Origin of the sequence: Mesorhizobium sp. B2-8-1 (assembly GCF_006440955.1) — a bacterium.
Taxonomy (GTDB): domain Bacteria; phylum Pseudomonadota; class Alphaproteobacteria; order Rhizobiales; family Rhizobiaceae; genus Mesorhizobium.
Window position 1 is genome coordinate 302,206 of the sequence record NZ_VFTX01000003.1, and the last position, 13,336, is coordinate 315,541.

Below are 13,336 nucleotides of genomic sequence, written 5' to 3' on the forward strand. Positions count from 1 at the left end.
CATCGCCTCTGGCAGGAATGCCGGGCTTTTTCGGCCAATCGACACTCGTAAAGTCGGCCTTAAACCTAGCCTTAACGGCTTCAATAAATAGTAAAACCGCCTGAATGCGCCTGACTTTCGGCGCGAACCGCGCGTGGCGGCGAGGCACCCGGAGAGGAAAATGCCGCAAGAGCTTCGCTACGAACCCTCCATCGCCGTGCTGCTGCCTTGCTACAACGAGGAATTGACGATCGCCGAGGTGGTGCGGCGCTTCCGCGAGACGCTGCCTTTGGCGACGATCTATGTCTACGACAACAATTCGCGCGACCTGACCGCGCTCAGGGCCCGCGCGGCCGGCGCCATCGTGGTGCGCGAACCGCGCCAGGGCAAGGGCAATGTGGTGCGGCGCATGTTCGCCGACATCGACGCCGACATTTACCTGATGGCCGACGGCGACGGCACCTATGCGCCGGAAGACGCGCCGCAATTGATCAACACGCTTCTGACCGAGCGCTCCGACATGGCGGTGGGCACCCGGCGCGGCGTCACCGACGATGCCGGCAGGACTGGCCATGCCTTCGGCAACCGCGTCTTCAACAGCCTCTATAAAGGGCTGTTCGGCAGCGATTTCACCGACATCTTCTCGGGCTACCGCGTCTTCACCCGGCGCTTCGTCAAGAGCTTCCCGGCCGTCTCCGGCGGCTTCGAGATCGAGACCGAAATGTCGGTGCATGCCTCGCAGCTCAAATTGCCCGTCAGCGAGATCGCGCTCGATTACGGCAAGCGGCCGGACGGCTCGTCGTCGAAGCTTTCGACGTTTCGCGACGGCGCCAGGATCCTTTGGATGTTCGCCATGCTGATGAAGGAAACGCAACCGCTGCGTTTCTTCGGCGCCTTCGCCCTGGTCTTCCTGGCGTCGAGCCTGTTCCTGATGGCGCCGGTGCTGGTCGAATTCGCCGAGACCGGGCTGGTGCCGCGCATGCCGACATGGGTGCTGTCGGTCGGCCTGCTCTTGCTCTCGATGCTGGCTGGTGTGACTGGGGTGATCCTCGATTCGGTGTCGCGCGGCCGCGCCGAACAGAAGCGCATCTTCTACCTGTCGATGCCTTCGGGCCGCATAGAGCGGCGCGAGCGCGCCAGCGAGCCGACTGCCGCGAAGGCCGGCCCAGGCAAGACGCCTCGCGCCGCATGAAGCGGTGAGCCGTCTTATCCGCTTCCTCTTTGCCGGCGGCATCGGCTTCGTCGCCGACGCGGCCGCCCTCTGGCTGCTGCTTGCCGTCACGCCGCTCGGCCCTTTCAGCGCCCGCATGCTGTCCATCGGCTTTGCACTCTGCGTCACCTGGCAGATAAACCGGCATCTGACCTTCTCGCCGTCGAGCCGCGGCTTGGTGCGGGAAGGTGCCCGCTATGGCAGCATCGGCATAGCCACCAGCATCGCCAACTATCTGGTCTACTGCGCCATCCTTGTCGTCCTGCCGACAACCCCGCCATTGGCCGCCCTTGCTTTCGCTTCGCTGGCCGCCATGGCGCTGTCCTTTCTCGGCTATTCCAGGCTGGTCTTCGACCGCTAGAGGCGTGGCCCGATTGGCAGAAGGCGCCGGGACCCTTATATCGCTCTCTCATCGACCGTGCTGGGGACCTGCCATGAAGCTGAAAATCGCCGTCCAGATGGACCACATCTCCACCGTGTCGATCGCCGGAGACACTTCGTTCGCGCTGTCGCTGGAGGCGCAGCGGCGCGGCCATCAGCTCTACCACTACACGCCCGACCGGCTGTCGCTGCGCGACGGCAAGGTGTTCGCCCGCATCGAGGAGATGCAGGTACGCGACGAGAAGGGCAGCCACTATTCGCTGGGGGAGAAGGTGCGAACCGACCTGTCGGAGATGGACGTGATCCTGCTGAGACAGGATCCGCCCTTCGACATGAACTACATCACCACCACGCACATACTGGAGCGCATCCACCCCAGGACGCTGGTGGTCAACGACCCGGCCTGGGTGCGCAACAGCCCGGAAAAGATCTTCGTCACCGAGTTTTCCGACCTGATGCCGGAAACGCTGATCACCAAGGATCCCCAGGAGGTCGCCGCCTTCCGCAAGGAATTCGGCGACATCATCGTCAAGCCGCTCTACGGCAATGGCGGCGCGGGCATCTTCCACCTGCTGGAGGCCGACCGCAACCTCGCCTCGCTGCTCGAAATGTTCGGCCAGTTGTTCCGTGAGCCCTACATCGTGCAGCGCTACCTGAAGGACGTGCGCAAGGGCGACAAGCGCATCATCCTGATCGACGGCGAACCGGTCGGGGCCATCAACCGGGTGCCGGCCGAGCACGATTCCCGCTCCAACATGCATGTCGGCGGCCGCGCCGAGAAGACCGAGCTGACCGAGCGCGAGCGCGAGATCTGCGCCCGCATCGGGCCGGCACTGAGGGAACGCGGCTTCATCCTCGTCGGCATCGACGTCATCGGCGACTACATGACCGAGATCAACGTGACCTCGCCGACCGGCGTGCGCGAAGTCAAACGCTTCGGCGGCGCCGACATCGCCAGCCTGTTCTGGGACGCGGTGGAGGCCAAGCGGAAATAGCCGTTTTCACTTTGTATTAACCATGTTCCGTTTTTGCAACCGGAGACAATCGCGCCGCAACTTAAGCGATTGCGTGTTCCTGTAATGTTCTTGATTTGGCCGAGGAACTGTGATTGTCTCCGGCCCAGGCCCTTCGCGGCCTGATTGCAAAAGGCTTGGGGCAAGCCCAGATCCGGGGGCAAGACATGGTGGCGCGGGTTCGCACGGTTGCTTTCCAGGGCATCGAGGCCGTGCCGGTCGACGTGCAGGTGATGATCGCGCCCGGCAAGGTCAACATGCACATCGTTGGCCTGGCCGACAAAGCGGTGGCCGAAAGCCGCGAACGGGTGCAGGCGGCACTGCATGCTTCCGGCCTGTCGATGCCGTCCAAGAAGGTCACTGTCAACCTAGCGCCCGCCGACCTGCCCAAGGAGGGCAGCCACTACGATTTGCCGATCGCGCTCGGCCTGATGGCGGCGCTTGGCGCCATTCCGGGCGACATGCTGGCCGGCTATGTCGTGCTTGGCGAACTATCGCTCGACGGCACTATCGCCGCCGTCGCCGGCGCCTTGCCGGCCGCGATTGGGGCCAATTCTGAAGGCAAGGGCCTGATCTGCCCCTTCGCCTGCGGCCCGGAAGCCGCCTGGGCCGGCAAGGACTTTGACATACTCGCGCCGCGCAGCCTGATTGCCATCGCCAATCATTTCCGCGGCACGCAGGTGCTGTCCCGGCCGGAGGCCGGCATCCATGCCGCGGCGCGCGACCTGCCCGATCTTGCCGATATCAAGGGCCAGGAAACCGCCAAACGAGCGCTGGAGGTGGCGGCGGCCGGTGGGCACAACCTGCTGATGGTCGGCCCGCCCGGATCGGGAAAATCGATGCTGGCGCAGCGGCTGCCGTCGATCCTACCGCCGCTGGCGCCGAAGGAATTGCTCGAAGTGTCGATGATCGCCTCCGTCGCCGGCGAGCTCGGCGAAGGCAAGCTGACCGACCGGCGGCCGTTCCGCGCGCCGCACCATTCGGCCTCGATGGCGGCGATGGTCGGCGGCGGCATCCGGGCGCGGCCGGGCGAAGTGTCGCTTGCGCACCACGGCGTGCTGTTCCTCGACGAATTTCCCGAATTCACGCCGCAGACGCTCGACGCGTTGCGCCAGCCATTGGAGACCGGCGACTGCATGATCGCGCGGGCCAATCACCGCGTCACCTATCCGGCGCGCATCCAGCTTGTGGCGGCGATGAACCCGTGCCGATGCGGCATGGCCGGCGAACCGGGCTATCGCTGCCTGCGCGGCGATCGCTGCCGCACCGACTACCAGGCGCGCATCTCGGGCCCGCTGCTCGACCGCATCGATCTCAGGATCGAGGTGCCGGCGGTCTCGGCCAGCGACCTGATCCGGCCCGACCGGGCGGGGAAGAGCGCCGACGTGGCGCTGCGCGTGGCGCGTGCCCGCACCCTCCAGCGCGAGCGCTTCGAACGGCTCGGCGTCACCAGCGCCACCACAAACGCGCATTGCGCGCCCGCGGTCATCGAGGAGATCGCCATGCCCGACGCATCGGGCCTGTCGCTGCTCAAGGACGCCAGTGAAAAGCTCGGCTTCTCGGCGCGGGCCTATCACCGCGTGCTGAAGGTGGCGAGAACACTGGCCGATCTCGACGCCAGCGAGACCGTCGGCCGCATTCATCTCGCCGAAGCGATTTCCTACCGGATGAGTTCGGAGCGGGTGGCGCAGGCGGCGTAGTAGGCGCTTCTCGAGAAGAGGGGAACGGAACGCCGGCGGCTCCAAATCTCCGGTTCAGGCCGCTCCCTTTGCCTTCAGTTCCAATCTCCGCGCGTGCAGCACCGGCTCGGTGTAGCCGTTGGGCTGGATGCGGCCCTTGAAGACGAGATCGCAGGCGGCCTGGAACGCGACGGAGCCGTCGAAATCGGCGGCCATCGGCCGGTAGAGCGGGTCGCCTTGGTTCTGCTGGTCGACGATATCAGCCATGCGCCTCATCGTTTCCATCACCTGGTCGGCCGTGCAGACGCCATGGTGCAGCCAGTTGGCGATGTGCTGCGAGGAGATGCGCAGCGTGGCGCGGTCCTCCATCAGGCCGACATCGTTGATGTCGGGCACTTTCGAGCAGCCGACGCCCTGGTCGATCCAGCGCACGACATAGCCCAGAATGCCTTGCGCATTGTTGTCGAGCTCCGCCTGGATGTCGGCCGGCGACCAGTTGGGCCGCACCGCGACCGGCACCGACAGGATGTCGTCGAGCTTGGCCTTCGGCCGGCTCTTCAGCGCCGCCTGGACGGCGTGGACATCGACCTTGTGATAGTGGGTGGCGTGCAGCGTCGCCGCAGTCGGCGAAGGCACCCAGGCGGTGTTGGCGCCGGCCCTGGGGTGGGCGATCTTCTCGGTGAGCATCGCCGCCATCAAATCGGGCATCGCCCACATGCCCTTGCCGATCTGGGCATGGCCGGCAAGCCCGCATTCCAGCCCGGTGTCGACATTCCAGGCCTCGTAGGCGGAAATCCAGGCGGCCTGCTTCATGTCGCCCTTGCGGATCATCGGGCCGGCTTCCATCGAGGTGTGGATCTCGTCGCCGGTGCGGTCGAGGAAGCCGGTGTTGATGAACACGACGCGCTCCCTGGCGGCGCGGATCGCCTCCTTGAGATTGACGGTGGTGCGCCGCTCCTCGTCCATGATGCCCATCTTGATGGTATTTTTGGCCATGCCGAGCAAGGCCTCGACGCGATCGAATATCTCGACGGCGAAGGCGACTTCCTCGGGTCCATGCATCTTGGGCTTCACGACATACATCGAGCCCGCGCGGGAATTGGCGCGGCGGCCGTTCGGCCCGATATCGTGCAGCGCGATCAGCGCGGTCAGCGCGGTGTCCATGATGCCTTCCGGCACCTCGTTGCCGTCTCGGTCCGTTATCGCCGGATTGGTCATGAGGTGGCCGACATTCCTGACCAGCATCAGCGAGCGGCCGGGCAGCGTCACCGTGCCGCCATTGGGCGAGGTATAGGACCGATCGGGGTTGAGCTTGCGGACAAAGGTCCGGCCGCCCTTGGTGATCTCTTCGGCCAGGTCGCCTTTCATCAGGCCGAGCCAGTTGCGGTAGACGACGACCTTGTCCTGCGCATCCACCGCCGCGACCGAATCCTCGCAGTCCTGGATGGTGGTCAGCGCCGATTCCAGGATGATGTCGGCGATGCCGGCCGGATCGGTGCGGCCGATCTGGTTGTCGCGGTCGATCAATATCTCGATATGCAGGCCGTTGCTGACCAGCAGCACGGCTTGCGGGTTGGCGGCATCGCCGCGATAGGCGACGAACTGCCTGACGTCGGCAAGGGTGGTCGAGCCGGCGCCGGCGCTGAGCCGCAGCGCGCCATTGGCCAGCGAAAGGCCGTTGACGCCGGCCCATTTGCCCGATGTGAGCGGCACCGACTGGTCGAGGAAGTCCTTCGCCCAGGCGACGACTTTCGCACCACGCGCGGGGTTGAAGCCCTTGCCCTTCCCGGCGCCGTCCGTCTCGGGAATCGCGTCGGTGCCGTAAAGCGCATCATAGAGCGAGCCCCAGCGGGCATTGGCGGCGTTGAGCGCATAGCGCGCATTCATCACCGGCACCACAAGCTGCGGCCCGGCGACGACGGCGATCTCGGGATCGACCTTTTCGGTCGTCACCGAGAAGGACGGGCCTTCGGGGACGAGATAGCCGATCTCCTTCAGGAAGGTTTTGTAGGCTTCCATGTCGACCGGCGCGCCATTGGCGCGATACCAGTCATCGAGCTTTTCCTGGATAGCGTCGCGCTTTGCCAGCAGTGCCCGGTTCTTCGGCGCGAGGTCGTGGACGATGGCCGAAAAGCCATTCCAGAATTTATCCGGATCGATGCCGGTGCCCGGAGCGGCCTCGTTGACAACGAAGTCATGAAGTTCGCGGGCGATCCGCAATCCGGCGATTTCGACGCGATCGGTCATCAGGCTGCTCCAGATGAAAGGCTTTCGCGGGCCTTTGGCATGTTGGGAGTGCAGGGTCAATTCAGCTTAGGGTGAGGCAAGGCAGGTAGGCGCGGTTTTTAGGCTTGGTGCCGGCGGCGACGCTGCCAATCTCCCCCCAAGTGGGGGAGATGCCCGGCAGGGCAGAGGGGGGCGCGAAGGAATGCCGACCTCGGCAAGTTTCGGTATTTCGTGCAGTCGGTCGACGTCGAGTATGAGCGGGCGCTGCTCCGAGACGCTGGCGGGACAGCGCCCCCCTCTGGCCTGCCGGCCATCTCCCCCACAAGGGGGGAGATTACACCCTCCATCACACCGCGATCCGTGGCCTGCCCGAAGCCACCGCCACCACATGTGCCTCGATGAACATACGCTGGGCTTCGACGGTGGAGACGCGGAATTCGGTCGCGACATCGATCTCGGCGCTGTCAGTGCCGGCATCCCTGGCGCGCTGCGCAGCGATGCTGCGCACATCGGCCTCGGCGGCCGCGATCGCCGCCGCCTCGTCGAGGAAATCGCGCACGGTTTCGCCCGAGGCAAGACGGAACAGACCTTCCTTGGGCTGGCTGACGCGCGCCTCCGCCGATACCCGGACCTGGCCGACAACGGCGCCGAGCGCGTTGGCGACGTCGGTGTCATCAGGCACCACGCAGTCATTGCCGACCAATGGCGGGAGTCCGGCATAGTGCAGCGGCGCGGAGGCACCGAGGCCGATCACCGGCCGGTCGAGCGCGACGCTCAGGCGCGCAATGCCGGGATGCGCGTCGACGGCGCGCTGCACCAGCGCATGCGCAACGGTGGCCGCGCCGTCGAGCCCGTCCTCGGCGAAGGCGGTTTGGAGGATATATTCGGCCGACCAGCGCGTCAGCGCCGCCAGCACGCGCTCCGAAATCGCCTCGGGAGAGGCCGCGATCGCCTGGCCGCGGCCGTCGCGCTTGCGGGCAAACAGCTCTGCGCCGAGGCGGGCGGCCGCGGCATCCCAGTTCGCCTGCTTGCCAAGCACATGCGCCGCATCCGACGGGGTGAAACCTGAAATGTGCACCAGCCCGCGCGACACCAGGCGGTTCAGGGTAGCGTTCTGGGCATTCGAGGTCAAAAGCCTGTCGAGGGGCAAGGGCATTGCGCCGATCGCTTCATAGAGCCTTGCTTCCGGAGCCGTCAGCCCGGCGGCAAGACGGTCGGGCACGCCGGTGCGCACCGCGAAGCGGCCGTCCATGCGGCCGGTGTTCGGCGCGCGCAGCTGGCGCTCGAGTTCCGCCAGAACGGCCTCGCGATGCACCATGCCGGCCAGCGCCAGCGGCACCAGCCGGCGCGGTCCAAGCAGGAGCCTGGGGTTGAGAGCGCCGTCTTCCAACGCTACTTCGGAATCGCCGCCGAGGCCGAAGGTGCGCATGGCGACGGCCTCGACCATGGTGCGGAAGCCGCCGACGGTGGCGCCTTCCGGATCGAGCCGCGGCCGTCCCTTGTCGAGCACGGCAACGTCGGTGGTGGTGCCGCCGATGTCGGAAACCACCGCGTTTTCCAATCCGGTCATGTGGTGCGCGCCGACCAGGCTGGCGGCCGGGCCGGAGAGAATGGTCTCGATCGGCCGCTGGCGGGCGAACGCCGCCGACACCAGCGCACCGTCGCCGCGCACCACCATCAGGGGCGCGGCGATGCCGCGCGCCTCGAGAAAGCCTTCGGTCGCCGCCACCAGCCGGTCGATCATCGAGATCAGCCGGGCGTTGAGCAGCGTCGTCAGCGCCCGGCGCGGGCCGCCGAGCTTGGCCGACAATTCATGGCTCGCGGTGACCGGCAGGCCGGTTTTCTCCCGGATCAGCTCGCGGGCGGCGATCTCGTGCGCCGGGTTGCGGGTGGCGAAATAGGCGCAGACGGCAAAGCCCGAGACCGAGCCGCCGAGTCCGGGCAGCGCCGCCTCGAGGCCGGACAGATCGAGCTTGGCGGTATTGCCGTGCACATCGTGGCCGCCGGGGCAGAACACGACCGGATCGGTGCCCAATGCCGCCTTCAGCCCATCGCGGGCAAGGTCCGCCTCGGAAAAGCCGATCATCACCAGCGCGACGCGGCCACCCTGGCCCTCGACCAGCGCGTTGGTGGCAAGCGTCGTCGACATGGAGACAAGCTTGATGGCGGCCGGATCGGTGACCGCTTTTTCCAGAACCGCGTCGACGGCGCCGGAAATGCCAACGGCGAGATCGTGCCTGGTGGTCAGAGCCTTGGCCTTGGCCAGCACCTTTCCCTTGTTCGGCCCGCTCTGCGGGCCTTCGGTTTCGGACCACAGCACGGCATCGGTGTAGGTGCCGCCGGTGTCGATGCCGAGGAAAAGAGGTTTTGGTTTGGTCTTGGTCATGTCTGATGATGGCCCGAGCAGATAGGAATGCTTCTCGCCCTTAACCTATAGCGGCCGGACGATAAAGCTGAGAGCGCTGGGCCACGGGAGGAGTTCGATCTCCCCCACGAGGGGGGAGATTGGCAGCTTCAATGGCAGGGTCAACCTACCCCACGAACCCAACCTTTTTATGCGACCCATCGCAATACGGCTTGTTCGCCGAATGGCCGCAGCGGCATAGGAAGGCGCGTTGCGTGCGGTCGACCGTGTGGCCGGTGCCGGTGACGATTTCCATATTGCCTTCGAGCTTGAGCGGCCCGTCTTTCGTCGGCGTAACCTTGAGTGGCCCGTCGCGCGCCTCCAGCGCCGGCGTGTCCTTCAGCGTCGGCTCGCCGGTGGCGGCAAAACCTGATTTGTTGTGGCTGCCGTCGCAGAACGGCTTGTTCTGCGACGCGCCGCAGCGGCAGAGCGTGGCGCGGTGTAACGTCTCGCCGTCGAGCATAATCTCGGCGTGGACGGCCAGCGGGCCATTTTCCCTGATGCGCACGGTGTTGACCACCGGCGGCCTTTCCTGCGGCCCGCCATCCTTCCTGACATAGGTAATGGCGCCTGACGGGCAGCTTTCGGCAATGGCGACGATCTTCTCGACGGTGGCCGCGTCGGGATGGATCCACTCTCCCGGCGCGTTCGGCACGAAGACATGCGGATCGCCCAGCACGCAATTGCGCGAATGGATGCAGCGCCGGCCGGCAAAGCCGACGTCTATCTTCTCGCCCTCGACCGGACCTGCCATCGCCTTGCTCCTGTTGCCTGACGCACGCCGCCTGGATGCGGCGTGCTTTGGGTGCTGTTCTTGCAGGCTATGCCCCAGGCAGGAAAAGCGTCAAGCTGGCAAGCCGGTCAGGGAACCAGTTCGATCTCCTCGGTCTCGCCGCCGCTGCAGGTATAGCAGCAATCGTCGCATTTTTCCTTGTCGCCGGGGCCGACGCCCCAATAGGTGCCTTCGTCGCCGTCGACCCAGGCGCCGTAGCAGATCGATTCGCCCTCGTCGCAAGAGACCGGCAGTTGCCTGGTCTCGCCGTCATCGAGGTAGAAATCCTTGCCGTTGCCCGGCCACACATAGTCGCGGTCCTGGCTGTAGAGCTCGAGGCGCATGGCATTGGGATGGCTGTTCTTGATGGCGAAGGTGACGTCGCCGGCATGGGCCGACGGCACCAGCAGTATGGCAAGAGACAGCGCGGCCAGCGAGCGGCGCGCATAGGCGTAGAACATGATATCCCCCAAAAATAAACGGCCCACCCGGCCGCCTTGCGGGCATTGCACGAGGCGAGCGATCGCTAAAGGGGGCGACCGCGACAATCCCGGACTAATTTTGGGGAGATTGGCGCTACTCCACCAGGTCGACGGTCTCGGTCGAATGGTGCACGCAGATGAAACAGCAATCGTCGCAGGGCCGGTCGTTGTCCGGGCCGACGCCGGCCGAGATGGCGTCATTGCCGTTGACCCACGCGCCGTAGCAGATGCGTTCGCCCTCATTGCACGAAATCGGCACCGATTTGCGTGAGCCGGGATCGATCAGGAACACCTTGTCGTCGCCCGGCCAGACCGTTTCGCGGTCGCGGCTGAACAGTTCGACCGCAACGGCCTGCCCGCGCTGGTTCTTGACGAAGAAAGCCATGTCGGCAGCCCCGGCCGAGGTGGTGAAAACCAATGCCGCGAGTGTGGCCGCGCGAAAGAGCGTCACGATTGGACCTTTCGAATCATGCCGGCAGACTCGCATGGCCGCCGCGAACTAGGAAGCCGCCTCCGCCGCGATCTGGCGTCCCAGCCGCAGCGTTTCCCGCACCAGCAGGTGAAGATCGTCGCGCCGGGTCCGGTGGTTGGTGATCGCCACGCGCAGGCAATGCTGGCCTTGCACCGTCGTGTCCGACAGTGCCGCAATGCCTTGTTCCTGCAAACGCAGCATGATCTCCGTGTTGAACCGCTTAAGCTCCTCGCCGGACGCCCCGGCAAGCCGATGCCGGAAGCAGACGATGTTGATCGTGGTCGGCGCCATCAGCACCAGCGACGGCTCGTCCTCGATCAGTCCGGCGAGATAGGCCGCTTGCGCGATGTTCTGGTCGATCAGGCGGCCGAATTTGTCGACGCCATGCTCCTTCAGCGCCATCCATATTTTGAGCGCGCGAAAGCCGCGCGACGTCTGCAAACCATAGTCGTGCAGCCATTCGCCGGAGGCGAGACCACGCGGCGTCGATTCCAGATATTCGGGCGTCACGGCGAAGGTACGGCGATGCGCGACGGCGTCCCTGACCAGGGCGCAGCCGGCCTCGAACGGCGCGTGCAGCCATTTGTGCGGATCGAGCGCGATCGAATCGGCCCATTCGATGCCGGCGACGCGATGGGCGTTCTGAGGAGCGATGGCGACCAGGGCGCCGATGCAGCCATCGACATGGAACCAGAGCTCTTCCTCATGCGCCAGCTTGGCAAGCGCCCGCAGGTCGTCGATCGCTCCGGTGTTGACCGTGCCGGCATTGCCGATGACGCAGGCCGGTTTGAAGCCCGCCTGGCGGTCCTCGGCAATTGCCGCCCGCAAGGCAGCGATGTCGATGCGCAGCCCGGCATCGGTCGGTATTCGCCGCAAGGCCCGGTTGCCGAGGCCGAGCGCCTCCATGGCTTTGCGGTGACAGGAATGGAGCTGGTCCGAGCCATAATAGCGCAGGGGCTTCTCGATGGCGGCAACGCCATGCTCGCGCACGTCGATGCCGGCCTTGACGTTGCGCGCCACCGTCAGCCCGATCATGTTGGCCATCGAACCGCCGCTGACCAGCGTGCCGCTGGCCGAGACGGGAAACCCCAGCATTTGCTTGCACCAGTTGACGACCTGGCAGTCCATCAGCCCGGCGGCATGGTTGCCGCCGCCGAGGTTGGAACCCTGGATCGCCGCCAGGAAATCGCCGAGCGCGCCGGTGAAGTTGCTCGAGCCCATGTACCAGGCCCAGAAGCGAGGATGGATGTTGCCCATCGGGTATGACATCACGGTGCGGGAGACCTCGCCATAGACGGCGGCCAGCCGCGCCGGCGTTCGCGGCAGGGGTGCGGCGAAGACCTCCCTCACGTCAGCCGGCACCTCCCGCCAGACCGGACGGTCGCGCACGTCGCGCAGATAGTCGACGGCATCGTCGATGACCCGGTGCGACAGGGCCTGCACATCGGCCCAGTCCAGGGGGTCAAGCGTCTCCTCGGCCACAGTGCCAGGGGTTTCCTGCGCGACGTCCATGACAGCCTCCCGTCAAGTCGCCGGGAACTGGCAGCCGGGCGTCGAGCGCGACAGCGCCGTCTCGTCGGCGTCCATCTCGGCATCGATGCCGTCGAACAGCGGCGTCGTCATGTAGCGTTCGCCGGTGTCGGGCAGCATGCACAGGATCACCGATCCGGCCGGCGCCTCCTCGGCGACCTGCCGCGCCACGGCGAAGGTGGCGCCGCCGGAAATGCCGGTGAAGATGCCTTCCTTCTGCGCCAGCGCCTTGGCCCATTTGATGCCCTCGGGCCCGGCAATCGGCATCACCTCGTCATAGAGGCCGGCATCGACCGCTTCCTGCAGCACGTTGGGGATGAAATCAGGCGTCCAGCCCTGGATCGGATGCGGCTCGAAGGCCGGATGGCTGGCGGCGGGCGCCCCGTCGGCGCCGCGCTGCTGCGCCTTGCCGCTGCCGATGAGCTGGGCGTTGGCCGGCTCGGACAGGATGATACGGACATCCGGCCGCTCACGGCGCAGCACGCGCGCCACGCCGACCACGGTGCCGCCAGTGCCGTAGCCGGTGACGAAGCAATCGAGCCGCGAGCCGGCGAAATCATTGATGATCTCGCGCGCCGTCGTCGCCTCGTGGATGGCGGCGTTGGCCCTGGTTTCGAACTGTCGCGCCAGGAACCAGCCATTGGCCTCGGCCAGCTCCACGGCCTTCTTGTACATGCCGAACCCCTTTTCGGCGCGCGGCGTCAGCACCACCTTGGCACCCAGCATGCGCATCAGCTTGCGGCGCTCGACGGAAAAACTGTCGGCCATGGTGACGACCAGCGGATAGGCTTTCTGCGCGCAGACCATGGCGAGCCCGATGCCGGTGTTGCCGCTGGTCGCCTCGACGATGGTCTGGCCCGGCTTCAACGCGCCGCTGCGCTCGCCCTCCTCGATGATGTTGAGCGCCAGCCGGTCCTTCACCGAGGCAGCCGGGTTGAAGAACTCGGCCTTGACGTAGATCGTCGCGTGGGCCGGGCCAAGATTGTTGATGCGGATGACCGGCGTGTCGCCGACCGTGTCCAAAATGCTGTCGAACAGGCGGCCGCGGCCGGCCGTGGTTCTGATTCTTGCTTGCTGCAACATATCTGTCTCCTCGTCTGTGTTGGTACCTTGCGGTCACGGGCCGGTTACAAACCGGCGGCTTGGGCGGCGAGGTTTCGAGACCTTGCCGCGCTAGGGTCGCTCGAC

Annotated in this window: 11 protein-coding genes; 4 read left to right on the top strand and 7 right to left on the bottom strand. The window is 65.9% G+C overall.

What is annotated here, in order from left to right:
* The first annotated feature begins 160 nt into the window (after positions 1 to 160).
* The 4 genes from FJ428_RS09860 to FJ428_RS09875 all read left to right on the top strand — a co-directional run bounded on the left by FJ428_RS09860 (position 161) and on the right by FJ428_RS09875 (position 4,283).
* The gene (locus FJ428_RS09860; RefSeq protein WP_140879356.1) at positions 161 to 1,171 is read left to right on the top strand and encodes a glycosyltransferase; all 1,011 of its coding nucleotides are present in this window, start codon (positions 161 to 163) and stop codon (positions 1,169 to 1,171) included.
* 4 nt (positions 1,172 to 1,175) lie between these two features.
* Positions 1,176 to 1,550, top strand: a complete 375-nt coding sequence (locus FJ428_RS09865; protein WP_140514183.1) for a GtrA family protein — start codon at positions 1,176 to 1,178, stop codon at positions 1,548 to 1,550.
* 73 nt (positions 1,551 to 1,623) lie between these two features.
* Complete coding sequence (gshB, locus tag FJ428_RS09870; protein WP_140514181.1) at positions 1,624 to 2,565, top strand: glutathione synthase; 942 nt, start codon at positions 1,624 to 1,626, stop codon at positions 2,563 to 2,565.
* 185 nt (positions 2,566 to 2,750) lie between these two features.
* Complete coding sequence (locus FJ428_RS09875) at positions 2,751 to 4,283, top strand: YifB family Mg chelatase-like AAA ATPase (RefSeq protein ID WP_140879357.1); 1,533 nt, start codon at positions 2,751 to 2,753, stop codon at positions 4,281 to 4,283.
* 54 nt (positions 4,284 to 4,337) lie between these two features.
* On the opposite strand, the gene FJ428_RS09880 is transcribed toward FJ428_RS09875, so the two are convergent.
* The 7 genes from FJ428_RS09880 to FJ428_RS09915 form a co-directional block, all read right to left on the bottom strand.
* Positions 4,338 to 6,509 carry a malate synthase G gene (locus FJ428_RS09880; protein WP_140879358.1) on the bottom strand — a complete coding sequence of 724 codons (2,172 nt, stop codon included), beginning with the start codon at positions 6,507 to 6,509 and terminating at the stop codon, positions 4,338 to 4,340.
* 325 nt (positions 6,510 to 6,834) lie between these two features.
* A complete protein-coding gene (locus FJ428_RS09890; RefSeq protein WP_140879359.1) occupies positions 6,835 to 8,874 on the bottom strand; it encodes a hydantoinase/oxoprolinase family protein in 2,040 nt (679 codons plus the stop codon).
* A 145-nt stretch (positions 8,875 to 9,019) separates the two neighbouring features.
* Positions 9,020 to 9,646, bottom strand: coding sequence for a CDGSH iron-sulfur domain-containing protein (locus tag FJ428_RS09895; protein ID WP_140879360.1), 627 nt, complete (start codon positions 9,644 to 9,646; stop codon positions 9,020 to 9,022).
* Between the two features lie 107 nt (positions 9,647 to 9,753).
* Positions 9,754 to 10,125, bottom strand: coding sequence for a hypothetical protein (locus FJ428_RS09900; RefSeq protein WP_140559118.1), 372 nt, complete (start codon positions 10,123 to 10,125; stop codon positions 9,754 to 9,756).
* A gap of 115 nt (positions 10,126 to 10,240) precedes the next feature.
* Positions 10,241 to 10,597 (bottom strand): hypothetical protein, encoded by a 357-nt coding sequence (locus FJ428_RS09905; protein WP_140524348.1) that lies wholly within the window; start codon positions 10,595 to 10,597, stop codon positions 10,241 to 10,243.
* Positions 10,598 to 10,645: 48 nt separating this feature from the next.
* On the bottom strand, positions 10,646 to 12,130 hold the full coding sequence (locus tag FJ428_RS09910; RefSeq protein ID WP_140879361.1) for an aspartate aminotransferase family protein: 1,485 nt from the start codon (positions 12,128 to 12,130) through the stop codon (positions 10,646 to 10,648).
* 12 nt (positions 12,131 to 12,142) lie between these two features.
* Positions 12,143 to 13,231 carry a pyridoxal-phosphate dependent enzyme gene (locus tag FJ428_RS09915; protein WP_140685309.1) on the bottom strand — a complete coding sequence of 363 codons (1,089 nt, stop codon included), beginning with the start codon at positions 13,229 to 13,231 and terminating at the stop codon, positions 12,143 to 12,145.
* Positions 13,232 to 13,336 lie beyond the last annotated feature (105 nt).